The organism is Roseimicrobium gellanilyticum, assembly GCF_003315205.1.
GTDB classification, from domain to species: Bacteria; Verrucomicrobiota; Verrucomicrobiia; order Verrucomicrobiales; family Verrucomicrobiaceae; genus Roseimicrobium; species Roseimicrobium gellanilyticum.
In genome coordinates, this window is record NZ_QNRR01000001.1 from 200,258 (window position 1) to 223,208 (window position 22,951).

22 protein-coding genes are annotated in these 22,951 nt (G+C 60.8%); 11 read left to right on the forward strand and 11 right to left on the reverse strand.

The features are described 5' to 3' along the window. Positions 1-130: 130 nt before the first annotated feature. The 6 genes from DES53_RS00815 to DES53_RS00840 all read right to left on the reverse strand — a co-directional run bounded on the left by DES53_RS00815 (position 131) and on the right by DES53_RS00840 (position 7,644). Positions 131-1,174, reverse strand: a complete 1,044-nt coding sequence (locus DES53_RS00815) for a M23 family metallopeptidase (RefSeq protein ID WP_147263116.1) — start codon at positions 1,172-1,174, stop codon at positions 131-133. Positions 1,175-1,289: 115 nt separating this feature from the next. Continuing rightward, positions 1,290-2,993: an FAD-dependent oxidoreductase gene (locus DES53_RS00820; RefSeq protein ID WP_113956312.1), complete on the reverse strand. Its 1,704-nt coding sequence runs from the start codon at positions 2,991-2,993 to the stop codon at positions 1,290-1,292. A gap of 111 nt (positions 2,994-3,104) precedes the next feature. Then, positions 3,105-4,322 (reverse strand): PQQ-like beta-propeller repeat protein, encoded by a 1,218-nt coding sequence (locus tag DES53_RS00825; protein ID WP_170156760.1) that lies wholly within the window; start codon positions 4,320-4,322, stop codon positions 3,105-3,107. 102 nt (positions 4,323-4,424) lie between these two features. Further along, on the reverse strand, positions 4,425-5,687 hold the full coding sequence (locus tag DES53_RS00830) for an MFS transporter (RefSeq protein WP_281270101.1): 1,263 nt from the start codon (positions 5,685-5,687) through the stop codon (positions 4,425-4,427). A gap of 92 nt (positions 5,688-5,779) precedes the next feature. Continuing rightward, positions 5,780-6,433, reverse strand: a complete 654-nt coding sequence (locus DES53_RS00835) for an NAD(P)H-dependent oxidoreductase (RefSeq protein ID WP_113956315.1) — start codon at positions 6,431-6,433, stop codon at positions 5,780-5,782. Positions 6,434-6,519: 86 nt separating this feature from the next. Next, positions 6,520-7,644 carry a citrate synthase gene (locus tag DES53_RS00840; RefSeq protein ID WP_113956316.1) on the reverse strand — a complete coding sequence of 375 codons (1,125 nt, stop codon included), beginning with the start codon at positions 7,642-7,644 and terminating at the stop codon, positions 6,520-6,522. Between the two features lie 193 nt (positions 7,645-7,837). On the opposite strand from DES53_RS00840, the gene DES53_RS00845 reads away from it, so the two are divergent. From DES53_RS00845 to DES53_RS00870, 6 genes are all read left to right on the forward strand, one after another. Further along, positions 7,838-9,499, forward strand: coding sequence for a DUF1549 domain-containing protein (locus DES53_RS00845; protein WP_113956317.1), 1,662 nt, complete (start codon positions 7,838-7,840; stop codon positions 9,497-9,499). 114 nt (positions 9,500-9,613) lie between these two features. Next, the gene (locus tag DES53_RS00850; RefSeq protein WP_147263118.1) at positions 9,614-10,102 is read left to right on the forward strand and encodes a hypothetical protein; all 489 of its coding nucleotides are present in this window, start codon (positions 9,614-9,616) and stop codon (positions 10,100-10,102) included. A gap of 18 nt (positions 10,103-10,120) precedes the next feature. After that, entirely contained in the window at positions 10,121-11,392 is a 1,272-nt protein-coding gene (locus tag DES53_RS00855; protein WP_113956319.1) for a DUF1501 domain-containing protein, read from the forward strand. Next, positions 11,389-12,459 carry a WD40 repeat domain-containing protein gene (locus DES53_RS00860; protein ID WP_113956320.1) on the forward strand — a complete coding sequence of 357 codons (1,071 nt, stop codon included), beginning with the start codon at positions 11,389-11,391 and terminating at the stop codon, positions 12,457-12,459. The genes DES53_RS00855 and DES53_RS00860 overlap by 4 nt, the downstream gene beginning before the upstream one ends. 41 nt (positions 12,460-12,500) lie before the next feature. Further along, complete coding sequence (locus tag DES53_RS00865) at positions 12,501-12,977, forward strand: hypothetical protein (RefSeq protein WP_113956321.1); 477 nt, start codon at positions 12,501-12,503, stop codon at positions 12,975-12,977. Positions 12,978-12,995: 18 nt separating this feature from the next. Next, complete coding sequence (locus DES53_RS00870; protein ID WP_113956322.1) at positions 12,996-13,493, forward strand: hypothetical protein; 498 nt, start codon at positions 12,996-12,998, stop codon at positions 13,491-13,493. Between the two features lie 5 nt (positions 13,494-13,498). Here DES53_RS00870 and DES53_RS00875 read toward each other — a convergent pair whose 3' ends face one another. Continuing rightward, complete coding sequence (locus tag DES53_RS00875; protein WP_211325402.1) at positions 13,499-13,948, reverse strand: hypothetical protein; 450 nt, start codon at positions 13,946-13,948, stop codon at positions 13,499-13,501. A 50-nt stretch (positions 13,949-13,998) separates the two neighbouring features. On the opposite strand from DES53_RS00875, the gene DES53_RS00880 reads away from it, so the two are divergent. The 4 genes from DES53_RS00880 to DES53_RS00895 all read left to right on the forward strand — a co-directional run bounded on the left by DES53_RS00880 (position 13,999) and on the right by DES53_RS00895 (position 17,233). Next, on the forward strand, positions 13,999-15,255 hold the full coding sequence (locus DES53_RS00880) for a hypothetical protein (protein WP_113956324.1): 1,257 nt from the start codon (positions 13,999-14,001) through the stop codon (positions 15,253-15,255). A gap of 92 nt (positions 15,256-15,347) precedes the next feature. Beyond that, positions 15,348-15,785, forward strand: coding sequence for a VOC family protein (locus DES53_RS00885; RefSeq protein ID WP_113956325.1), 438 nt, complete (start codon positions 15,348-15,350; stop codon positions 15,783-15,785). 59 nt (positions 15,786-15,844) lie between these two features. Further along, positions 15,845-16,624 carry a creatininase family protein gene (locus DES53_RS00890; protein ID WP_113956326.1) on the forward strand — a complete coding sequence of 260 codons (780 nt, stop codon included), beginning with the start codon at positions 15,845-15,847 and terminating at the stop codon, positions 16,622-16,624. A gap of 69 nt (positions 16,625-16,693) precedes the next feature. Next, positions 16,694-17,233 (forward strand): hypothetical protein, encoded by a 540-nt coding sequence (locus DES53_RS00895; RefSeq protein WP_113956327.1) that lies wholly within the window; start codon positions 16,694-16,696, stop codon positions 17,231-17,233. A gap of 107 nt (positions 17,234-17,340) precedes the next feature. Here the strand turns inward: DES53_RS00895 and DES53_RS00900 are convergent, their stop codons facing one another. The 4 genes from DES53_RS00900 to DES53_RS00915 form a co-directional block, all read right to left on the reverse strand. Continuing rightward, the gene (locus DES53_RS00900; RefSeq protein WP_113956328.1) at positions 17,341-17,973 is read right to left on the reverse strand and encodes a plastocyanin/azurin family copper-binding protein; all 633 of its coding nucleotides are present in this window, start codon (positions 17,971-17,973) and stop codon (positions 17,341-17,343) included. A gap of 105 nt (positions 17,974-18,078) precedes the next feature. Then, complete coding sequence (locus DES53_RS00905; RefSeq protein WP_113956329.1) at positions 18,079-18,795, reverse strand: hypothetical protein; 717 nt, start codon at positions 18,793-18,795, stop codon at positions 18,079-18,081. Between the two features lie 12 nt (positions 18,796-18,807). After that, on the reverse strand, positions 18,808-19,482 hold the full coding sequence (locus DES53_RS00910; RefSeq protein WP_113956330.1) for a helix-turn-helix domain-containing protein: 675 nt from the start codon (positions 19,480-19,482) through the stop codon (positions 18,808-18,810). 176 nt (positions 19,483-19,658) lie between these two features. Then, the gene (locus DES53_RS00915) at positions 19,659-22,256 is read right to left on the reverse strand and encodes a DNA translocase FtsK (protein WP_113956331.1); all 2,598 of its coding nucleotides are present in this window, start codon (positions 22,254-22,256) and stop codon (positions 19,659-19,661) included. Between the two features lie 247 nt (positions 22,257-22,503). Here DES53_RS00915 and DES53_RS00920 point away from each other — a divergent pair, with 247 nt between their 5' ends. After that, positions 22,504-22,950 (forward strand): c-type cytochrome domain-containing protein, encoded by a 447-nt coding sequence (locus DES53_RS00920; protein WP_113956332.1) that lies wholly within the window; start codon positions 22,504-22,506, stop codon positions 22,948-22,950. Position 22,951: the final 1 nt, after the last annotated feature.

Below are 22,951 nucleotides of genomic sequence, written 5' to 3' on the forward strand. Positions count from 1 at the left end.
ACCCTGTAAAAGGCGCGTAGAGAGTCAATTAGGGGTGAAAAACCGCGAGGAGTGCGGCAGTACACCAGAGCTGGCCCCTTGCGAAATGCCCTGCTCCACATTCCGCAACACGCCCCCTTCGAAAAAGACATCACCCCCTCTTGAGGTCGTAGGCCACCATGAAATAGGTCACCGGACTCGCGCTGCTGCGAAGCACAATGCCCAAGGCGTGATGCGGTGTCGCGAAGCGATAGGTGATCACATCGTTGGAATATTCTTGAATCGTTGGCTCGCCATAACGCGCCACGAAATCCTCGAACCGGCTTCCCACTCCGAGACCTTCCGTGGTCCGGACGGTTCCCGAGCTCACTTCCAGCTGCGCAAATGCGCCGGTGTACGGATTGAAACGGATGACGGCGCCCGGTACCCCAGGGACGGGGACGGCCAGACTCTCCTTCTTGCGCGGCGGTTTCATGAACTCACCAAAGGTGCGCAGTGCAGTATTCCTCAGGTTTGCATCAGGAAAGGAAAGGGCCTCAATGACCTTTGCTCCGTCTTCCTTGAATTTGATGCCAGCAAACGTTGCTGCGCGTGTGTCGAGTACCGGACCGGCGGATGAATGCAACTGCTGAAGGAGCACCAGGCTGGGATCGAAATTCGCACCTGTGACATCGGGCCTCTCGAAGGCAAAGGCGGCCAGCTCTTCTCCTTTGCGGGCTTGGACTTGAAGATGAGTGGCATCAGCGCCCCCGGTCCTGCCCAAAATGGTCCCTACGTCGACCCGATTTCCCTGCTGGAGTGAGCATCCGAGGAGATGGCGAACAATGAAAAACTCATCGGTGGCGCCTTCAATCTTGATGGTCAGTCGACCCACTTGATTGCCGGAGCGGTCCATGGATGCCACGGTTCCCGCGACGGGAGAATAAACGGGCGTCTCTGCAGAAACCTTGTAGGCGATACCGGGGTGATAACCCGGTCGGCTGTCACCTTCGCGAGAATTGGCCTGTCCATCAGTCCCCTGGGTCTGTGCCGGAGGATGGTAAGAAGCCCGGTATCCGAGATGGATGCCCAAGTATTTGTCCTTGAGCAGGGCCCGGCCCAGATCTTCATCCGACGCTCCTTGAATATTGGCCGACAGAAGGAAGGCGGCTGCAGTCGCGAGTACAGGTGACAGGATATGGATGGACTTCTTCATGACCGAAAAGCGGCGGGTGGCGGGAAACAGTCCTTTGTTTTTCCATGTGAGTGTAGTGAAACGCGCCTGCAAAGCAAGCCGCACTTTGGGCTATACTGTTTTCTTCCCAGCCGTTTCAGGCATACGTCCGGAGCACGTCGTGCACTCCTTCCACTGCCATGCCGCCTTCTCCCACGGCGGCAGCGCAACGCTTTACGGAACCGGAACGCACATCTCCTGCGGCGAAGATGCCGGGGATGCTCGTCTCGAGAGCACCGGGTGAGCGCCCGGCATCCTTCCATGCAGGCGCATTGGCCACCGCAGGACCGGTCTTGATGAAGCCGCGCTCGTCGCGCTCGATTTCGGGAGGCAGCCAGTCCGTGCAGGGTTTGGCGCCAATCATGGAGAAGACCGCGCGTGCCGGGATGGTACGGCGCTCGCTGCTGGTGGTATTCTCCACCTCCACGGCTTCGAGCACCTTGCCTCCTGTCATCTTCCGAATCACGGTATGGCGCAGCATTTCGATGTTCTCCTTGGCCTCCACACGTCGGGAGAGGTAGCTCGACATGCTGCTGGAGAGTCCTGCTCCGCGAATCACGAGCACCACCTTTTCCACACAGCCGGAGAGAAACATGGCGGCCTGCCCGGCGGAATTCCCGGCACCAGCAACCACGACGGTGGCTCCCTGGCAGAGGCGAGCCTCGCGAGCAGTGGCGGCGTAGAAGACACCATTGCCTTCGAAATCCTCCCGCCCCTCGGCATCGAGCCGATGGTAGTCCGCGCCGGTGGCGATGATGACGCACTTGGCTCGAAGGATGGCGTGGCAGCCATCCGATTGCAGGCTGGCGCGATATTCTCCTTCATGAAACGCCATAGTCAGCGCGCGGGATGGCATGGAAAAACTGGCGCCAAACCGGTGGGCCTGGAGCTGCGCACTGTAGGTCAGCTCACCGCCGCCGATACCCGTGGGAAAGCCGAAGAAATTCTCAATCAAGGAGGAGGACCCTGCCTGTCCACCAGGCGCGTAGCTCTCCAGCACCACCGTCTTCAGTCCCTCAGAGGCGGCATACACGGCCGCGCCCAAGCCCGCAGGTCCAGCACCCACGATGACCAGGTCGCAGAAGACTTCCGTTTCATCTTCGCCTACCGGAGCGCGGAGCAATCCGGCCACACGAGCGACTTCTCGCAACGAGGGGCGGCGCAGCGGCATGCCTGCGGCCGTGATGAGTGCGGGCAGGTCGTGGGTCGCCAGGTGAAGCTTGGCGCACAGTTGTTTCCCCTGCTCGGACTCAAACGTGATCATCCGGTGGGGGATGTGGTTCTTGTCCAGGAAGTCATCCAGCTGCCGCCCTTCCCGAGAGCTTTCGTGCGAGAGAATGCGCAGCCCGGCGAATTCCTTGTCCCGCTCAAGCCGCCGCCGGCGCATGATGAACGCGCGCACGATCATCTCACTCACGCCGGGCAGTTCGGCCAGCGCCTGCCGCAGGGCGGTGGCGGGGACTTGCAGCACCTCGGCTTCTTCAGACTTGCCGCGAATGCTGGCAAGCGAGGCCGTGCCGGTGAGCATGCCTACCTCGCCCATGAATTCGCGGGCCTCTGCCACACCGAGGACGAGTTCTTCGCCATCGCGTGGTTCAAACGCTTCTACTTCGCCTTTGAGCACGATGGTCAGGGGCACGTCCCTTTGACCCGCTTTCACCAGCATCTCACCGCGCTTCACTTTCCGGCGTGTGCCCAGCGGTTCCAGCATCGCGAGGTGATGATCCTGCAGCATCGGGTGGGCCACGCTTTCCGTGTCCCGGTAGAACTGCTCATCACTTTCGTCGTCGCTACTACTCATAGGGTGCAGAACTGGATCCTGCATCTCTTCTCCGACTCACCATGCACCGTGTCAAGGCTGCTCACGGCAAGTGATACCAAAGGAGGATGGAGAGCACCCAGTTCGTCTGCCTTACTTGTTCCCGATGCAGTAGAGGAATTTGTTCGACCGCACGAGGAGACGGTTGTTGTGGATGGCGGGACTCGCGTTGAAAACACCGCGGCCGCCTTCCAGCTTTGCGCTGCCGAGCACTTCGAACTTCGGCCCCGCTGCGATGATCACGGCCTGACCGCCTCGCCCAAGGTAGTACACCTTTCCTCCCGCCAGCACAGGAGACGCGTAGATCTGACCGGGGTTGGGCGTGAGCGGTTCGGAGTACACGAACTCGCCCGTCTTCATGTCCACACAGCAGGCTGTGCCGTTGTTCTCATGCGCAAAGTGCAGATGCCCCTGGTGCATGACGGGGGAGGGGACATTGGTGCCCTTGTCCAGAGTCCAGATCTTGTGCGTATCCGTCACATTGCCACTGCCTCCGGTGCGCACGGCCACGCCGCCGACACCACTGCGGCCCCCGACGGCATAGAGCACTGCTTCGTGAAGAAGGGGCTGGGGGCACATGTACCAGAGGATGCCGGTGCTACATTGCCAGAGTGGCTTGCCGGAGTCTGCGTCAAAGGAATGGATCTCACGTGCCTGCGCGGTAACCACCTCGGTGCTTCCGCCTGAGCTTGCGGGTGCGAGGACCGGAGCATGCCAGCATTCCTTGATGCCTCGCGCTTCCCATACCTTCGCTCCGGTGGCTTGATCCAGGGCGACCAGCGATTCGCTTTCCACACTCGCATTCACCAGCACGAGATTCTTGTAGAGCGTCGGGGACGCGGCCGAACCCCAGTTGTTCAGGCGGGATCCTACCTTCGTATTCCACATCTGCTTTCCGGCGTGGTCGAAGCAGAACACTCCGGACTTCCCAAAGAAGACGAACACATGTGTGCCATTCGCCACCGGGGTGGCGGAGGTGTAGCCATGATTCTCGCGGATGGTCGGCTGCTCCGGCAGTTCGGACTCCACCGTCTTGTCCCACAAGACTTTCCCAGTGGTCGCGTCCAGGCACATCACGTGCCGCACCAAATCCGACGCCGTCCCAACGCCGGCGGTGAGGAAGATCTTGTTCCCCACCACAATGGGACTGGAGGCGCCTTCGCCGGGCAGCGGTGTCTTCCACACGATGTTTTCCGTGTCACTCCAACTCAGGGGTAGGTCAGCCTCTGCGGCACCTTTTCCCTCAGGTCCATGAAACTGGGGCCAGTCCGCCGCAGGGGCGGGGAAGCTCCAGCCAAGTACAGCAAGCACCACCAACGAGCAGGCATGCGAATGCATAATGGCGATACCATAACAAAACCTGCGGCTTGCTGGCAAGGCTTTGCAGAGGACCCGAGCCAGCCCTTGTGTTTGCTAGGCTTCGCTACCCACCGCAACGGCCACCGGCTGCTTCATGCACAGCCTGCGGTGGCTGTAGAGGAGCAAGCCGGCGCTGAGCCCAAATAGAAGGCTGCCCCCGGCCATGGCTACGCGCAGACCGACAAGGTCGGCAATCTCCGATACCGCCAGCCCGGAAAAGGGCAGCACACCAAAGAAGCTGAGTCCCAGGATGGCGGACACCCTCCCCCGGATGGCATCCGGGGCGCGCTCTTGCACAATCGTATTGGCCAGGCCGAACATGGTGGAAGTGCCGAGCGTCAGGATGCTCATCGCGGTGATTGCCTGCCACAGGTGTTGTGCAAGGGCGAGGCTCAGCATGCACACGCAGACGACGGCTGCTCCCAAGCGCAGGTACATGGCACGGCGGTCCGATTTGATCGTCATCAGCCAGAGCGAACCGAGGAAGGCGCCGATGCCAGAAGAGGCCATGAGGAAGCCGTGCGACTGCGCATCAATCTGCAGCACGTGCCGCGAGTAAAGCGGCATGGTGATCATGAAGAAGGGGGAGATGCACGTGGTGAGCGTGGCCAGCAGCCAGATCATGGCCAGCGTGGGCTTGTCCCTCCGCACATAGTGGAAGCCCTCCTTCATTCCCGTCTTGCGCATGGCTTCCTCTTCATCCGTCCCGCGCGGGCGCGGGTGCAGCGAAATCATGGCCACGATGAGTGCCACGAAGCTCAGTGCATTTGCATAAAACGCGGAGGCTGTGCCCAGCTGTGCAATCAGCCAGCCGCCAAGGGCTGGTCCCGCGAGACGCGTGGCGTGGAAAGTGGAGCGATCCACCGCGATGGCCGCCTTGAGCTGGGAACGCTCCACGAGTTCCGGCACGAGCGCCGCCGCTGCGGGCATCTCAAAAGCAGTGCTGATGCCGAGCAGCACACCGGCGACCACCACATGCCAGACGGCGATCTGACCGCTGCCGACCAACCAGCCAATCGAAATGGCCAGCACGATCTGGACGACCTGCGTGATGATGAGGATGCGACGCTTGTCATACCGGTCCGCTGCAAGGCCACCGTGCATGGTCAGCAGCAGCATGGGGATGCCGGAGCAGAAATGTATCAAGCCCAGCGTGAACGCGCTCGACGTCAGCCCAGCCACTACCCACCCTTGGGCCGTCTGCTGCATCCATGTGCCCAGCATGGAGATCGTCTCGCCGGTCATGTACCGGCGGAAGGGGGCATGGCGCAGGACGTGCCAAGCCGGACCGGATGGGGAAGGGGAGTGCTCGCTCACAGAAGGGGTCGGCAATCTTGCGCAGAGTTCGCCGGATCAGGGATACGGCGTCCGAGCTGGGGCAGGCTGGACGAAGTCCAGGTTCACCACGTCTATTCGTGACGATGAATCATGTGCTCTGCGGCGAAGCGCACCTTGGGCAGGGTGGCGTAGCGGTCGCTTTCAGAGCGGTAGCCCGCGGGACACAGCACGGCGGCGGTGTATCCCTCCGCGGCGAGCCCGAGTTCTTCGTCATACTTGTGAGGCATGAAGCCCTCCATGGGGCAGGAGTCCACTCCCAGCACCGCACACGAGGCGATGAACTGGCCAAGCGCGATGTAGGCCTGGCGGATGGCCCACTCCGTCACCATTTGGCTCCGTGATCCCGTCACAATGTCCCCGAGAATCCCTTTGCGCATTTTCGCCAGGGAATCCGCCGTGCCACCGCGAAGCTGGATGATGCGCTCAAGAAATCGATCCACATGGGCCTCATCCATGGTCTTCTTCACACACATCACGACCAGATGGGAGGCGTCCGCCACCTGACGTTGCCGGTAGGTGAAGGGGACCAATCTCTCCCGCAGTTCCGGGTCCGTCACGACTACAAATTTCCACGGCTGCAACCCATACGACGAAGGCGTGAGGATCAGGGATGCCTCCAACGCCGCCCAGGTTTCCGCAGGGATCTTCTTCGTAGGATCAAAGACCTGCGTGGCATAGCGCCACTCAAGCGCCTCGACGAGCTGGTTGGGCGGGATGGGAGTCATGGAAAAGCAGAAGCCGGTTTGCCTTGTGCTGGTTTGCAATGCCTGAGCACGGGATTGACCATGCTCACGCACCCGGCCATCCGCTGTTAGCGCTCATCCACCGGCACCACCTTCTGGCCATACGCCTTTCCGACGTATTCGGAAAGCGGGCGGAAGAGGCGGTTGTCGCTCCACTGCTCCAGCACGTGGGCGGTCCAGCCGCTCATGCGGGAGATGGCGAAGATCGGGGTGAAGAGATCCGTCGGGATGTTGAGGCTGTGGTAAACCGTGGCGCTGTAGAAGTCCACGTTCGCGTTCAGGCCCTTCTGCTCGCGCATGATGGTGGCAATGCGCTCGGACATCTGGATCCACTTGGGCTCGCCCAGCTGCTCGGTGAGCTTGATGGCCATCTTTTGGAGGTGCGGCGCGCGGGGGTCGAGCACCTTGTACACGCGGTGGCCGATGCCCATGATCTTCTTCTTCTGCGCGAGCGCGTCCGCGACCCAGGAGTCCACCTTGTCGGGGCTGCCGATTTCCTCAAGCATGTGGATGACGCCTTCGTTGGCGCCACCGTGCAGCGGTCCTTTGAGTGCGCCGATGGCGGCGCTGATGGAGGAATACATGTCGCTCAGGGTGCTGGCGACCACGCGGGCGGTGAAGGTGCTCGCATTGAAGCCGTGCTCGGCATGCAGCACGTAGGCCACGTCCAGTGTCTGTTCAGCCTCTTTGCTCGGGACCTCTCCGCTCATGAGGTAGAGGAAGTGGGCGGCTTCGCTCAGGTCCTTGCGGATGGGCGGCAGGCTGAGACCCTGGCGGGCGCGATGGAAATAAGCGGCAATGATACCGATCTGCGAGACGAGCTTGATGGCCGTGGCCCGGTGCTCACCCATGTTCAGGTCATGACGCAGGGTGTCGTAACAGCCGAGCATCGACACCGCCGTACGCATGACGTCGATGGGTTTGGCGCTCTTTGGGGCGCTGGTGAGGAAGTCAATCACACCCTGCGGCAGTTCGCGCTCGGCACGCAAGGCGGTGGTCAGGGCGTCCAGTTCGGCGCGATTCGGCAGATGCTGGTGGAAAAGCAGGTAGACCACTTCCTCATAGCTCACATGGCCAGCCAGTTCGTTGATGTCATAGCCGCAGTAGAACAGGATGCCCTCCGCGCCTTTCACTTCACCGAGGCGCGTTTCCGCTGCCACCACGCCTTCGAGACCTTTGCTGACCAGTGCCATGTCGAGATTAGGTAATTAATTGAAAAAAGAAGTACACGACGTCGCGCCCGAGCCGCTCGCGCAGTCCCATCTGCCGCCGCTTGCTGGGCTTGTTAACGTCTAGGTCTGACGGGCTCAAGCGAAATTGCAGACTTCGCGCCAAGTGGAGTTGCTGAAATGAAACTACGATTTTTGCGTAATCGGAAAATAGGTCATGCCTGCCCGCCCGGCTTCCTCGACCCGCCGCCTCTGGACGGTGCTGGCAGGATTCGCCCTTGCCACAGGCGTTGGAGCGGAGGAACTCCCGCTGCACCAGCGCATTGACGCCTTGGTCGCGGCGACATGGGGCGAGGCGAGGCCCTCTCCACAGGCGGACGATGCCGAACTCCTCCGCCGCCTCTGGCTGGATTTCGATGGTGGCATTCCTTCGGCAGAGCAGACCCGGGCATTCCTGGCAGATACTTCCCCCGGCAAGCGCGCCGCCTTGGTGGAGAAGCTCCTGTCATCTCCACGCTTTGCCACGCGCATGGCAGATGCCTTTGACGTGATGCTCATGGAGCGGCGCGGGGAGAATGCCGCCTGGCGTGAGTGGTTGACCGCCAGCTTCCAGGCGAACAAGCCGTGGGACGCGATGGTCCGCGAGATCCTGGCCCCGGACTTCCAAGACGAGAAACTTCGCGGGGCAGGGTGGTTCATCACCCGCCGCTTGGAGAAGGTGGGCCAGCAGGACACGGACTACCCCGGACTCACGCGGGATGTGGGGCGCATGTTCATGGGTGTGGATCTCCAGTGCTGCCAGTGCCACCGCCATCTGACCGTGGATGATTACAAGCAGGCGGACTTCAATGGCCTCTTCACCGTCTACCAGAACCTGAAGCTCCAGCCTGCGGATGCGAAAATCAAAGTGCCTTGGGTGAGCGAGGGTGTCGTGGCCGCGCGCTATGAGTTCGCCTCGGTGCTGACCGGTGCCAAAGGGCAGACCGGACCCCGCGTGCCCTTTACCACGGAGGTTGCCATCCCGGCTTACACGGGGGACGAGGCCTGGCTGGTGAAACCGGACCGGAAGACCAAGGAGCTGGGGAAGCCAAAGTTCAGTCCGCTGCAGGAAATCGCCCAGCGTCTGCCCGCTCCGGAGAATGCCTTCTTTGCCCGCAATGCCGTGAACCGGGTGTGGTTTCTCATGATGGGAAGCGGACTGGTGGAGCCGCTCGACTTCATCCACAGCGAGAATCCCGCCAGCCATCCGGAGTTGCTTGACCTGCTCGCGAAAGAGTTTGCCGCCCACCGTTTTGACCTTCGCTGGCTCATCCGGGAGCTGGCCCTCACGGAGGTGTATGCCCGCTCCAGTGCCCTCCCGAGGGAGGCTGCGCCCAAGGCCGGTGCCGAGCGCACTTACACCACGGCACGAGAGCGGCATCTCACAGCTGCACAGATGACGCGCACCTTTTTGCTGGCTACAGGGGAGCTGGAGCGTGTCAGCACCGTTACCAAAGCCGAGCCGGAGAAGGATGAGAAGAAGTACACGCTGGCAGATTTTGAGAAAGCCTTTGTAGCCGCCCTCGCCAATGCTCCCAAGGAACCCGAGCTGCAGGTGAATCCCACCCTGCGCTCCTCGCTTTTCCTGCGGAATGGCGATCACGTGCTGTGGGCGGTGAAGCCGCGTGCAGGCAACCTCGTGGACCGCGTGCTGAAGCTGCCCACGCCCGAGGCCATGGCAGAGGAGCTTTACCTCAGCATCCTCACACGCATGCCGGATACGGACGAGAAGGCCCTCTTCGCCGAATGGATGGAGAGGCCTGGCGTGGAAAAGTCACTCGCAGTGGGAGACTTCGTCTGGGCTTTGTTGAGTTCCACCGAATGGTTTGTAAACCACTGAGCGATGAATGCTTCCCTCACACTTCTGGTTCTGTGGTTGATGATAAGTCCACTCGCGCGGGGCAGTGAGGCTTTGGTGGTCGGTGGGCTGTCACCTGACCAAACAATGAAGGTGATGATCCGTGCCACCGGCGATTTGCCGGCTGGCGAAATTCGGGCAGCGGACAAAAAGGAGCCTCTCTTCGAATTCGATGCCGGTGGGTACGCTTCTTTTGAGGCTGCCAAGGACAAAGCGTCCACGGCCGCACTGTGGCGTCCTGACAGCCGCGCCGTCGCCGTGATGACCAGGACGACGAAGCGCTCGACGGACGTGAAATTGTTCACCATCGCCGGATCGAAAGTCACCAAAGTTCAGATGCCGGATTTCTTTGCGGGCATCCTCAAGGACTTCGGTGTTACCGAGGTGTGGCGCTGTGCTTTTGAGCGCCCGCTGCGCTGGCTGGAGAATGGCGATCTGGTACTGCATGTTTCCGGTGACTGTGTCATCAACTCAGGACCGCAGGAGGAGAGGACAAAGTGGTTCGAATACGAAATCACCGTCTCCCCGGCTTCCGGAAAGATTGTCGATTCGAAGCAAACATTGGTTCGCTTGAAAAACGGATAAGAAGCCCGCTCCACCATCATGTCCTCACACCCACTTTGCACACCTCGTGACCACGCGTTCTCGCGGCGCGCCTTCCTGGGCACGGCGATGGGAGCGCTGGGTGGCCTGGCTTCACCCATCTTTGCTGCGGCCATGCGGCAGAAGGAGAAGCAGGTGCTTTTTGTGTGGCTGGATGGCGGCATCAGTCAGTTGGAGAGCTGGGACCCGAAGCCCTGTACAGAGTTCGGCGGTCCCTTCCGCACGATTCCCACTTCCGTGCCGGGCATTCACTTCAGCGAGCTCATGCCCCGCACCGCGAAACAGATGCACCGCCTGTGTGTGGTGCGCAGCATGTGCACGAAGGACAATGCCCACTCCTCCGGCGTGGAGCGCATCCAACGCGGCGACCCGGCGAATCGCGGCGTGGCCTATCCCTACTTTGGCAGTGGTGTGGCGAAGCTCATGGGACCCACGTCTACGAAGCTGCCTCCCTACGTGTGGATCAAGCCGGGGAGTGGTGGCTTCAAGCCAGAAGACGCCGGCTTCCTCGGCCCGAAGTATGGGGCGCTCGCCTTCGGCGATGGCAAGCCTCCCGAGAATCTCCTGCGTCATGCGGCCATCTCGGAAGATCAGGACATCGCTCGCAACGAACTGCGTAACCAGCTGGATCGGAAATACGCCGCGCGACGTGCGCCCCGCAGTGTGGAGGCGAATGCCAGCGTCTTTGACATGGCGACGGAGCTCATGAAGCGCGCGGATATCTTCGATACCTCCAAGCTGCCTGCGCGTGATGTGGAGCGGTATGGCAGGCACGACTTTGGCCAGCACATGCTCGTTGCTCGCCGCATGTTGGAGTCGGGTGTTCGCTTTGTGAAGGTCACCAGCTACGGTTGGGATACGCACGGAGACAACTTCAATGCCCATGCTGGCATGGTGCCGAAGTTTGACCAGGCCTTCGGTGCCATGCTGGAGGACCTCGCTGCCACAGGCTTGTTGGATCACGTGCTGGTGATTTGCCTGAGCGAGTTTGGCCGCACTCCGCGCATCAATGGGCATGTGGGGCGCGATCACTGGCCTGAGGCGTGGAGCCTCGCCATGAGTGGCTGTGGCATCCAGAAAGGAGCTGTGATTGGCGAAACCAATGACAAAGGCACCTTCGTGAAGTCGCAGGGACAGGACATCGGCGCGCTTGTGCACACCTGGTATCGTGCGCTGGGCATCGACTCGCAACGGGTGGAGTTCGACAACGCCGGCCAGCCTCTGCCCATCGCGCATGGCGAAATGGTCGCCATCAAGGAGGCTCTGCTATGAGTGACGCGACGGACAAACCCAAAGCTGCGGGCATCGAGCCGAAGCAGATCGCCGAGGTGAGAACCACGCGCCAGATCACCGCGTCGCGCTTCAGCGCGGATGGCACCGTGCTCGCTGCGGTGGGCTTTGACTCCGCCGTCTGGCGCTGGCGGATGAACGGCAGCGAACTGGCTCCCATGCCCTCACTCACCGGCCATCAAGGCTGGGCCACCGCGCTGGCATTTCATCCCACGCAGCCACAACTCTTCACCGTGGATTCATGGGGCAGCCTGCAGGCGCATGACTCGCACGAAGATACGCCCAAGCTCCTGTGGAAGAATGACAAGGGGCATGATGGATGGGTCCGGCAGATCGCCATTTCACCGGATGGCACCCGCCTCGCGACTTGTGGACGCGATTGCTTTGCTCGTGTGTGGGAGGCGGCGACTGGCAAGCTCGTCGCGGAGTACAAGGCACCCGGGGACCTCTTCGCCGTGGCATTCCAGCCGGATGGCACGGCGATTGTGTTCGGTGACATGCGCGGGCGATTTGAAATGTGGGACTTTGCCGCAAAGAAGACCGTGCGCACCTTCGAGGCTCCGGTGCTTTATCGGCTTGATCGCATCCAGGACATTCCCGGCCTGCGCAATCTGATGTTCCTCGATGGTGGCAAGACCCTCGTTGCCAGTGGCACCAAACCGCAAAATGGTGCGACGCCCCAGAGTTTCCCTCTCGTGCTCTTCTTCGATTACGAAAGCGGAGAGCTGAAGCAGACCTTCATCCATGGCACGAACAAGGAAGGCTATGTCCATGACCTCGTGCCTCATCCGCAAGGATATCTCATGGCGGTCACCTCCGGTTCACCCGGCAGCGGCATGCTTTTTCTCTTCCGCGCCGGGGAGAAGGAACCCTTCCATGTGAACACCAAGATGCCCAACTGCCATTCCCTGGCCCTGCATCCGGACGGCAAACGCTTCATTGTGACGTCGACGAATCGCGACAGCAATGGCAACGGTCGCAAGCTTGGCAAAGATGGCGAATACGCCACAAACACCTCGCCCCTGCATTTGTTCGAACTGCCGGGCTGATCTTTGCTTGCAAGGAGAAAAACTTGCCTGCATGAGTGAGCATGCTCGCATGGAATAAATTCGCCATTGGCATGGTCTGCTTTCTGGCTGCCTTTTCACTGCTGACCACCTCCGCAGGAGCGCAGCAACAGGTGACGGTGACCCTCCAGGCATACGAAGTCGCGCGGGACGATGCGGCGGCATTGCTAATCGCGCAGCCCGAGAAGCTCGATCCGGCGACCATGGTGCAAACCCTCTCCGCCATGAGTGCGAAGCAGGCCTCCAAGATTCTCAAACTGGGCTCTGTCTCTGGCCCATCTGGAGGTCGCTCGAAAGGCTCGGGGCCGGATGGCAGCTTCGAGGCATCCGCCACGTTGTCAGCAGACGGTCAGATCTTGGAACTTATCGTATCAGCTACCGCTGTTGATTTGAAGCTTGCGGCCGCCCTGATGATGCCCGGCAAGGGGTTTGCTTTTATGGGAGCCCTTGATCAGGGTGATTCTGGAAAAGTAGTCATGTTCTTTGTCCGCTCCTCATAGATTTCCGTTTTTCATCTCATGAAATCATGTCCTTTGCTCTTGTGGACTGGGCTCACCCTGGTTGCCCTTCTGCCCACGGTCTCGCTGAGTCAGCAGCCGGCCGTGCGGCCTCGCGCCTCGCTAACCCTCACGCTGCTGATGTACAAAATGGACAAGCAGACGGCAGACCAAGTGCTGGGCGGCCAGCAATCAGGCAGTGACGTATCCGAGTCGCATGGCAAGATGAGGGCTCTTGTTTCCTCAAAGAAGGCGACCCTCACTTCCATGACGTCTGTGTCAACGCGCAGCGGTAACCGCGCGTCGGGCAGGTCAGCCCAGGTCACCTTGTCGGTGGATCCCGTGATAGGCCCGGATGGCGTGCGGGTGAGCATGGCTGGCACCGTCACGGCTGGCACTCAAAAGCTGACCTTGCCGCTCACCATTCTCTCCATGGGCGACACGGCGATGGTAGGTCGCCTGGATGACCCTGCCACCGGAGTTTCGGAGGTCGCGTTTCTTCGCCTGCAATCCCAGTAGCGGCATCACCCCGCCCAAGGCTGCGGCTCCCAATCTTTCTTGCCAGCGCCGGCACCCACCAGTTCACCAGCCTCTTCCTCCTCCTCGATTTCCTCGAGCGGAGCAAAACGTTCCGAGCGGAAGCCCAGCTCCTGCTTCACGCTGGAGTGGGGATCGTCGGGATTGATGAGTTCCTTGAGCAGGAGCATCAAATCAAACTCGGCGCCGGTCAGCTTGATTTCCGCATCCTCATTCACCTCAAACTTCGGGTTGGAACGTCCCACGCCCACGGCGCGCACGGTATAGATCTTGCCCTTCTTCGGGAGTGCCCGGTACAGGTCATAGACCCACGGAGCGAAGTCGTCGTTGATGCACACCACCTTCTGGCCGGTCTGGAACATGGGAGATTCGTAGAGAAAAGGAAATTGGGGCGGTCCCTTTAGCACATCCGGGGCAAACGGGAAGTCTTGTTTCATTTTACATGCTCTTTACGACGCGCGCGCGTGCATTCCGGTAGACTGGCCCTATGAAAGCGAAGCTCTGGTCGATGATTCTAGGCGCTCTTGCCGCTTCCGCGGGTGCCCTGTGCGCGGAGGACCCCAAGCTCGAAGTGCACGAGTGGGGCACCTTCACCGTGTTGAGCGGCTCTGACGGCACCGCCCTGCAATGGTACCAGCCAGGCCAGGACCTGGATGTGCTTCCGGAGTTTGTCGGTGGCGGAATTGGTCCGTTTTCGAAAGGTGCGCACATCACATCCTTCGTGCGCATGGAGACTCCGGTTCTCTATTTCTATCCGGAAAAGAAGATGTCGGTCACCGCGGAAGTCTCCTTCGCCGGCGGCAGGATCACGGATTGGTTCCCTGCTCCCAATGTGCCCACAGGAGCCTCACACGTGTGGAAGGGCGAGCTCTTTCCGCCCGACGATGCGAACGCTCTCAAGCGCATCCCGGAAGTAAAAAGCCGTGGAGAACACTACCGCCATGCGCGCGAAGTGCCCGCTGCCTGGATCTTCAAGGGGCGTGCCTCTATGTACGAGAATCTCCCGGACGTGGATATGGACAAGGATTCCGACAAGTTCATCTTCTATCGCGGTACAGGCGATGCCCTGCCGCCCTACTCGGTGCGTGTGGATGACAAGGGCGTGTTTGAAATGAGACACACGACGGATGGAGATGCCATCGAGGTCGCCTTTGCGTTGTCCGTGGAGGGCAACCAGGCACGCTGGGCCCGCCTTCCCAAGCTGCCAGCCACGAACCGCGAAGACATGACCTCCTTTTCCGCGTTAAGTTACGTAGCTTTGGAAAAACCTGCGGTGGCACTGGACAAAGCCGAGGCCGAACTCCGCACCGCCATGGTGGAGGAAATGGATCGTGCCGGACTTACCCCTGAGGAGGCAAAGGCCATGGTGGCCACCTGGCAGGGGCATTGGTTCCAGGAACCGGGCGCGCGCGTGCTGGCCATCCTTCCGCGGAAGTATGTGGACGGGGTGCTGCCCCTGAAGATCACCCCCAAACCTCAAAAATTGGAGAGAGTCTTCGTGGCACGTTTTGAAACCCTGGCTCCCGCGAAAGAGGAAGCACTGCTGACGTTACTGAACCGGGATCTCACCGTGAAGCCTGATGCCAAGGAAGTCTCGACCTTCGCCAAACTGCAATTGGGCCGCTTCGGCAATGGTGCTCTCACACGAGTGCAAACTTTGGAGAGTTCCCGCCTCATGAGCCGGTACTGGGAGTTGAAGCGTTCCGCACTCGCCACCGAAGGCAGTGCCACGGCATCGCGATAGTCATGCGTGGGTGCGTGCCGCCACGCGGATGATGGCTCGCGTATTGGATGTTGCTGGAGTACATCGCTCCAGCACCTCCAACCGCACGAACCATGAGCACCGACTCCGCCAGACATCCCGCGCCGCCCAGCGCCATCCTGGAAACCTGTCTCAGTGTCTCGGATCTCACGCAATCCCGTGCGTTCTTCGAGGATGTCTTTGGCTATGCTGCCATGGTGGCCGATGAGCGCCTTTGTGCCTTCAATGTCGGTGGCGCCCAGGTGCTGATTCTTTTCAGCAGGGAAGAGGTGACCCAGCCGGTGCATCTCCCCTTTGGCACCATCCCTTCCCATGGGTCCCAAGGTGAATCGCACATCGGCTTCCGCATTCCCGCTGAAAGCCTTGATGAGTGGCGCGCGAGGCTGGAAGAAAGGGGCATCCCCATCGAAAGCACCGTTACCTGGCCCCTCGGTGGCACCAGCATCTACTTCCGCGATCCGGATGGTCATCTGCTGGAACTGCTGACACCGGGCGTGTGGCCAATCTATTGAGTGAGAACTTGGATGCGATTGCATTGAGATCCGGTCCGGCTGCATCGTACACTCCGGTCATGTCCTCCTCGCCACGTCCCTGGGTCATCGCTGAAACGAACTGGAAGCAGGTGAAAGCCACCCGGTATGAGGTGGCGGTGCTGCCCATGGGTGCAACGGAGGCGCATAACTGGCACCTTCCGTATGGCACGGATAGTTATCAAAATGATGCCATGTGCGCGGAGGCCGGGCGTATCGCGTGGGAGCAGGGAGCGAAGGTGGGCATCCTGCCAAACATCCCTTTCGGCGTGCAGACGGGTCAGCTCGACATCCCGTTTTGCATCAACATGAATCCCAGCACGCAACTGATGGTCATCAATGACGTCATTGCGTCACTGGTGGGCGTGGGCATTCCGAAGCTGGTGGTGCTCAACGGCCATGGAGGCAATGACTTCAAGCAGATGCTCCGCGAGTTGCAGGCGAAGTGGCCGCAGATTTTCCTGAGCACCGTCTTCTGGCCGAATGTGCATGATGGCACGGGCATCATCGACATCCTTGGCGATCATGCGGATGAGCGGGAGACGGCACTCATGATGCACCTGCATCCCGACCTGGTGTTGCCGAAGTCGGAGTGGGGGAGTGGCGAAGCCAACCCATGGAAACTGAAGGCCATGCGTGAGAAGTGGGCCTGGGCACAGCGTGCGTGGACGCAGGCTACGAATGACACCGGCAGTGGCGATCCCCAGCATGCTACGGCGGAGAAGGGGAAGGCGTATTTCGAAGCCATCACCACCAAGCTCGCCACCTACTTCGTGGAACTCGCTGCGGCGGATGTCAGCGCCCTCTATCAACGGGGGTAGTTGCCGTTGTTGTCCCGGCTATATTTTCACTTGTGGCGGGACGTTTGCTGACGGACACCCGTCTTCCCCATGGTGGATTCCTTCCAGTGCCGCCCTTGTCGAAAAACGTACTCTGCCTCTGAAGTGCAGGGGCGACGCTCATGTCCTGTATGCAAGGGACCCCTCATCAGCCAGCAGCAACTCGAGAACTATCGTGCCGCCACCCAGGCCAGTCTCGATCGTTTGAAGAACCAGTCCGCGCTGACGCTCGCTGGCGGCGCCCTTCTGGCCATGGCAGTTCAGATCGGGATCGATTTGTATGAGCACGATTCGGACTTCCGGGCGCTGACTTGGCTGGTCTTCGCTGGAAGCATTGCCAGCCTGGTGGCGGCAGGTCTGTGGTGGAAGACGGGAAAGCGGCCGATGATGCTCGCAGCGTCCGCAGTTTTCCAGGCTTCTGCCATGGTCTACGCCTTTTCCGTGTTCGCGTCCATGGGCCCCTTGCTTGAGCAATTGGGTGACTCTCGAAGGATCACCACGGGATTTCTCATACTGGCGTTTTCTCCTCTCGGATTGTCGCTGCTGGCCTGGCATCAGTACCGCAGCTACCTCAAGGTTTTGAAGGCTTGATGGTCGCTGCCGCTGCCGCTGCCGGATTCCTTTCTCCAAGCAACAAAAAAAGCCGCCACATGCCGTGGCGGCTTCCTTGAAAAAGCTGGATTTGAAATTGGAGAGCCTTACTCCGCCTTCAGCGTGCCCTGCATGATGAGGGCATGGCCGGGGAAGGTACAGATGTAAGGATACTCACCTGCTTCCGCGGGAAGAGTGAACTCGATGGTCTCAGACTGGCCGGGGTTCAGCAGCTTGGTATGCGCAAGCACATCAGTCGACTCGGGGATGAATCCAGCCGCCATCCACTTTGCCATGTCGCTCATCATGCCGTTGGAAGCGTCGATGAGGCGCTGCTTGGAGCCGATCTTGCCGAGGATGAAATTGTGCTGCAGCGGGGCGGTGGCATGTTGATTTTCGAAGGTCAGCTTCACTTTCTGCCCGGCCTTGGCGGTGATCGTAGTGGTTTCCCAGCTCATGGGATTGAGCGAGCCGGGGCGCAGGGTGACCACGAGAACGTCACCGGATGTGGCAACTGCGGGAGCGGCAGACGCAGGCGCTGCTGCCGGTGCGGGCGCAGCTGAGGATGCCGCAGCGGCCTCAGGATCCGCCTTGCCCTTCCAGCCTTGACCCAGTCCGCCGAAGAAAAGCGCACCGCCTGCGAGCAAGGCGCAAAAGGCAAAACCGCCGCCGATGAAGATGTTCGCGCAGCCCCAGAAGCCGCTGCTTTCGTGCTGGTGTTTGTCGTGTGGAGTAGCCATGAGATGATGAGGGCGCGCAAAGAAGCACACCCCACCCGCAGGTCAATCAGGAATGCCCCCTGGTGGTCCGCACACTCCGTGAGCGGTCAGTCGACAGCACACAGGTCAGCCGGGCTGCACTTTTGCCGCCAGGGCTTCTGCCTCTGCGTGCCACAGCCGGGCCAGATCCTCGTGGGCGGGAAGGTGTTTACGAAGCCAGTCCGCCTGTTCGCGGGCTGTGGCTGAAAGAAGGGCTGTCTGATTGGCAAACCGCGCGGCGGTTGCCGCCAGCAGCTCACGTGCTTGCACGGTGTCCAGATTGGAGGCCAGCACACGCACCCGTAGAGCGGAGGTGGCCACGTCGTCCGGCAAGTCTTGCTGGGCCTGAAACTCCCGGCGAGCCTCCACGGCCATGCCGAGTTCCAGATATCCCTCCACCATGGAGCGTTCAGCCAGGGCCTCATCCAGCGGCTCGGGCTTATCCTTGAGCACTGTGCCCTGGAGGCGTTGGGTGATGGCTTTGGGCAAGGGCGTGCCGCCTTTTTCCTCTGGATCCGGCACCATCATGTAGACCCAGCCATCGCCTTCCTTGTCCAGACGGTGCTTGTTGATGGCCAGAACGATGAACAAAGCCAGTAGCGCTACCGTGGACTCCAGCAGGAAGGGCGTGGTGACGATGCCAAACAAGCTCCGCATCGTGGTGAAGGCGACCTCACGGGCGGCTTCGCTGAAAACGAGGACCGCTGCCAGCGCACCGACTCCTATGCCAGCCGCAATCACCCAGAGATGCTGGTGGGAAGCCTTGGGCGCGGATGGTTCGGAGAGAGCTGTCTCGGGGGGCATATCAAACACAGCTTACTCTACAAGCTGTGCTTTGGGTACCTCGGAAACTTTGCGGCGTGAGGAAGTGACTTCGTCCGTGACGGGCAGGGCCTTCGGGGGAGTCACACTGGAGGGGCTGGCGGCGCGAACTTCTTCTGCGGCTTCCACTTCCAGATTCGCTCCGTACAGGGAGAACTCAGGCTCTTCCTTGCCAGTCGGTTCTTCGATTACGGTGGGATTGGTCACGATGGCTCCGGCAGCCGGGGTCGGCTGGGGCTCCTGCTGTGCGAGGAAGGCGTTTCCCAGCAGGACTCCGCCCACGAGCAGCACACAAAAGGCGCTGACGGTGGCGGTGATCATGGGGGATTTGTTGGACGCTACCGTAGTGCGGTCCTGCACCGGGTGCTCAGACTGACTCACGGCCTTCAGAGAGCCATAACTCTCCACCAGATAGCGGTAGTTCCTCACGCCACCGAGAGGGGGTGTCTTCAATTGCTCCAGCACCTCATCCGCCTCTACGCCAAGCAGATCCGCATAAGCCTTGAGGTGGCCTTTTGCGTAGGTGACGCTGCCGAGGGCGTTGTAGTTGTCCTCCTCCAGTTCGCGCAGCCGCTGCACCGGGATGCGTGTCCGGTGGGCTACGTCCGGAAGGGAGAGACCTCGCTGTTCACGCATCTGCTGGAGGCGTTGGCCGAGGGAGGGAGACATGGTGGGTTGAGGGGTTGGCGTTGACGATAACTTTCTGGAAGGAGCGTCGCAAGTTGGTATCGAATGCGGGGACCCTTAAGGCGGTAGGGGGTATACGATTAAGCTTCCGAACGGGACTCGAAATCCCGCCTTGGGCGCACCCTACACCCAAGTCCAAGTGTTCAAAAGCTCAAATATTACAACTCAACCAAAATTTCCCGCGGTTTGGCTCCGTCCGCCGGGCCGATGATGCCGCGCTGCTCAAGGATATCCATCATGCGGGCCGCGCGGGTGTACCCCAAACGCAGTCGTCGCTGGATATGACTGGTACTGGCCTTCTTCTCCGAGCGCAGCACCTCGAGCACCTTCTCCAAAATTGCTTCATCTTCGGGCGTGATGGCTTCGCTTTCGCCTTCATCACCCATTTCATCCGGGTCAGCCAGAACCGCTTCGAAGGACGGTGTGCCTTGATTGCAGGCATGGTCCACGAGGTTCTGCAGTTCGTCGTCCGTCACCATGGTGCCCTGGGCTCGCATGAGCTGGCTGGTACCCGGTGGGAGATAGAGCATGTCACCCTTGCCCACGAGCTTATCCGCGCCCTTGCGGTCGAGGATCACGCGGCTGTCGAGGGCACTGTTCACCTGGAAGGCGATGCGGCAGGGCACGTTCGCCTTGATGATACCGGTCACGACTTCGGCGCGTGGCGTCTGCGTGGCCAGAATGAGGTGGATGCCAGCGGCACGGGCCTTCTGGGCGATGCGGGCGATGGCGGATTCGATATCCGCCGGGGCTGTCTGCATGAGGTCCGCCAGCTCGTCTACGATCACAACGATGTAGGGGAGAGAATCCGGGATCTCCAGCTCGGGTTCCTTGTGGGGAGGCGGCTCGCTGTTGCCATCCCAGAGCGAACCCTTCGGCACGTAGTAGCCGTCTTCCTCGTCGAGCGCGTCCAGGCCATCCTTGTCCTCGATGGAATCCGGGTGAGGGTCACGCAGACTCTTCTTGGGCGAAGGTGCAGAGCGCGGGGCAGAGGGGGCACTGGCCTGCAGGGCCTCTTCCATGGTGGCGCCACCACCCACGCGCGAGGTGACCTTGCCAAAGCTCTTGCCGGGTCCGCGGCCGTTGAAACCGTCGAAGTTACGCACGCCCACCTTGGCGAAGATCTGGTAGCGCTTCTCCATCTCATTCACCACCCAGCGGAGGGCCAGGATGGATTGTTTGGGATCCGTCACGACCGGCAGGGCGAGGTGGGGCAGGTCCTTGTAGCCCTGCATTTCCACCACCTTCGGGTCGATCATGATGAAGCGCAGCTCGTCCGGCGCGAAGCGGCAGAGCAGGCTGGTGATGATGCTGTTGATGCAGACAGATTTCCCTGAGCCCGTGGTGCCGGCCACCAGCAGGTGCGGCATGGTGGCCAGGTCAGCGATGACCGCCTTCCCATACACGTCCTTGCCGAGGGCGAGGGGCAGCTTGGCCTTGCCGTTCTGGAAAGTGTCGTCCTCCAGCAGCTCGCGAATGGGCACCACGATCTTGTCGCGGTTCGGCAGCTCGATGCCTACGGTATCGCGGCCGGGGATGGGAGCGAGAATGTTGATGCGCTCTGCCTTGGTCGCGCGGGCAATGTCAGGCTCCAGGTTGGCAATGCGATTCACACGCAGACCTTTGCTGGGATATACCTCGTAGCGCGTGATGGCAGGTCCCTTCGTGATGTCTCCGGCAGTCACCTGGATGTCGAAGGTGGCCAGTGTCTCGATGATGATCTCCTGCATGTCGCGCAGGGGGGCTTCATCCGTGGGCATGCGGCTGGCTGCATCCGGGTAGTGGAGCAGGTCCATGGGGGGCACGGTGTAGTCCTTGTACCGCGCGGTGAGGCTTGTGGGCTTGGCAAAGGCAATGCGCTCTTCCTTCTGCTCCTGACGCTTCTTCCACACTTCGGCCAGTTGTGGCTTGGGTTTGGGGGGCTTCGGCGCGGAGGCATCGATGATCTTTGGCAGATTCTGAACGGAAGGCAGCTCAAGCTGGGTGTTCGCGTTGATCTCATCCGAGACCTCAGGCAGGGGCGACTTCTTTTTCCTGGAGGGCTTGCCAGCATCCGGTGGCGGTACAGTGAAGGGCAGCGTGGCCCGCTCTTCGGCAAGGCGGCGGCGCTCGGCGCGGCCTTCCCACCAATTGACCGCGGACTGCACCATCATGTCCTTGCCCTGGATGATGACCTGGATGGGATGCATCCCCGTGGCGAAGATCATGCCCACGAGGTAGGTGGTGCCCAGCAGCAGCAGCGAGCCGACCTCGCCAAAGATGTCCAGCATCAGCATGCCGCCCACCACATAGCCCAGGCCGCCGCCCGCTCCGTAGGGGGTCACATTCTTGTCATCCCACTGCCAGAAGGCCTGCAGATAGAAGATGGCCGAGGCGCTGATGACCATCAGGGCAAAGCCAATCCACGAGCGCAGGGTGATGGCTGCTGGTGAGGCAAACTTGCACACGCCGAACCAGGTGAGGCACACCGGGATGACATAGTTCGCTGCGCCGAACATCCAGAAGGTATAGCCCGCGAGCACCGCACCGAGCTGGCCGATGAGGTTATGCGTGGTGGCGGGAGCCGTGTCCGAAATGGCGAGGTGGGTCCAGGCAGGAAGATCCGCCGGCTCATGGGAAATCAGTGCCAGCAGGTAGAAGAGTGCGCCTCCCAAGAAGGCCAATCCCAAGGCGGCGTGCATGGCACGATTGTCCGCCACCGGCTCCGTGGTCCGGGGGTGCTGCTTGCGCGTGAGCGCGGCTGAGCGGGAGGACATGGGAGTCTTTCGGCTGCTCTTTTCCGGGGTTGAGGGAATAGTTGAGACTGGCAAACGTTCGACTTTACCTGATTTTTTTGAAAAACTCAACAATCTGTCGATTCGACGCCTTCATCGGGTGCGGCAATGCGCTTGGATGTGAGGAGGTCGCGGTGCGAGATTCACTAGCCTCACATTGCTTTCGCTTGACCCCGGTTGCGATTTTCGCCACGTTCTGATCCTCACTGAAAATTCAACCCGAACGCCCATGAAAAAGCCATTCATGCTCACGATGGCCGCCGCTTCGCTCGGCGGGTTCGCCCTTTTTTCCCCGACCTCTGCGTCCGCTGACGACAAGGTGGACTTTGCCAAGCAGATCCTGCCCATTTTCGAGGCCAAATGCATGAAGTGCCACGAAACGGAACACACCGACGATACGGGCCGCATCAAGAAGCCCAAGAGCGGGCTGGTGATGGACACCGCCGAAGGCCTCAAGAAGGGTGGCAAGGAGCACAAGGAAAAGACCCTTGTGGCTGGCAAGGCGGCAGACAGCGCCCTCTACACCATGACCACTCTGCCTATCACGGACGAAATGGTGATGCCTCCCGAAGGCAAAGCCGACCCGCTTACCGACGCGGAAAAGGAACTGCTGAAGAAGTGGATCGATCAGGGTGCTGACTTTGGCACCTGGACGAAATGGGAAAAGAAGAAGTAGT

Bases quoted from the DNA above. Each gene is read 5' to 3' on its own strand.
- DES53_RS00905 (WP_113956329.1), bottom strand. From the start codon at position 18,795: ATGCCCCCCGAGACAGCTCTCTCCGAACCATCCGCGCCCAAGGCTTCC.
- DES53_RS00860 (WP_113956320.1), top strand. From the start codon at position 11,389: ATGAGTGACGCGACGGACAAACCCAAAGCTGCGGGCATCGAGCCGAAG.
- DES53_RS00845 (WP_113956317.1), top strand. From the start codon at position 7,838: ATGCCTGCCCGCCCGGCTTCCTCGACCCGCCGCCTCTGGACGGTGCTG.
- DES53_RS00865 (WP_113956321.1), top strand. From the start codon at position 12,501: ATGCTCGCATGGAATAAATTCGCCATTGGCATGGTCTGCTTTCTGGCT.
- DES53_RS00885 (WP_113956325.1), top strand. From the start codon at position 15,348: ATGAGCACCGACTCCGCCAGACATCCCGCGCCGCCCAGCGCCATCCTG.
- DES53_RS00910 (WP_113956330.1), bottom strand. From the start codon at position 19,482: ATGTCTCCCTCCCTCGGCCAACGCCTCCAGCAGATGCGTGAACAGCGA.
- DES53_RS00850 (WP_147263118.1), top strand. From the start codon at position 9,614: ATGATCCGTGCCACCGGCGATTTGCCGGCTGGCGAAATTCGGGCAGCG.
- DES53_RS00890 (WP_113956326.1), top strand. From the start codon at position 15,845: ATGTCCTCCTCGCCACGTCCCTGGGTCATCGCTGAAACGAACTGGAAG.
- DES53_RS00815 (WP_147263116.1), bottom strand. From the start codon at position 1,174: ATGAAGAAGTCCATCCATATCCTGTCACCTGTACTCGCGACTGCAGCC.
- DES53_RS00920 (WP_113956332.1), top strand. From the start codon at position 22,504: ATGAAAAAGCCATTCATGCTCACGATGGCCGCCGCTTCGCTCGGCGGG.
- DES53_RS00820 (WP_113956312.1), bottom strand. From the start codon at position 2,993: ATGAGTAGTAGCGACGACGAAAGTGATGAGCAGTTCTACCGGGACACG.
- DES53_RS00870 (WP_113956322.1), top strand. From the start codon at position 12,996: ATGAAATCATGTCCTTTGCTCTTGTGGACTGGGCTCACCCTGGTTGCC.
- DES53_RS00855 (WP_113956319.1), top strand. From the start codon at position 10,121: ATGTCCTCACACCCACTTTGCACACCTCGTGACCACGCGTTCTCGCGG.
- DES53_RS00875 (WP_211325402.1), bottom strand. From the start codon at position 13,948: ATGAAACAAGACTTCCCGTTTGCCCCGGATGTGCTAAAGGGACCGCCC.
- DES53_RS00880 (WP_113956324.1), top strand. From the start codon at position 13,999: ATGAAAGCGAAGCTCTGGTCGATGATTCTAGGCGCTCTTGCCGCTTCC.
- DES53_RS00835 (WP_113956315.1), bottom strand. From the start codon at position 6,433: ATGACTCCCATCCCGCCCAACCAGCTCGTCGAGGCGCTTGAGTGGCGC.
- DES53_RS00895 (WP_113956327.1), top strand. From the start codon at position 16,694: ATGGTGGATTCCTTCCAGTGCCGCCCTTGTCGAAAAACGTACTCTGCC.
- DES53_RS00915 (WP_113956331.1), bottom strand. From the start codon at position 22,256: ATGTCCTCCCGCTCAGCCGCGCTCACGCGCAAGCAGCACCCCCGGACC.
- DES53_RS00900 (WP_113956328.1), bottom strand. From the start codon at position 17,973: ATGGCTACTCCACACGACAAACACCAGCACGAAAGCAGCGGCTTCTGG.
- DES53_RS00840 (WP_113956316.1), bottom strand. From the start codon at position 7,644: ATGGCACTGGTCAGCAAAGGTCTCGAAGGCGTGGTGGCAGCGGAAACG.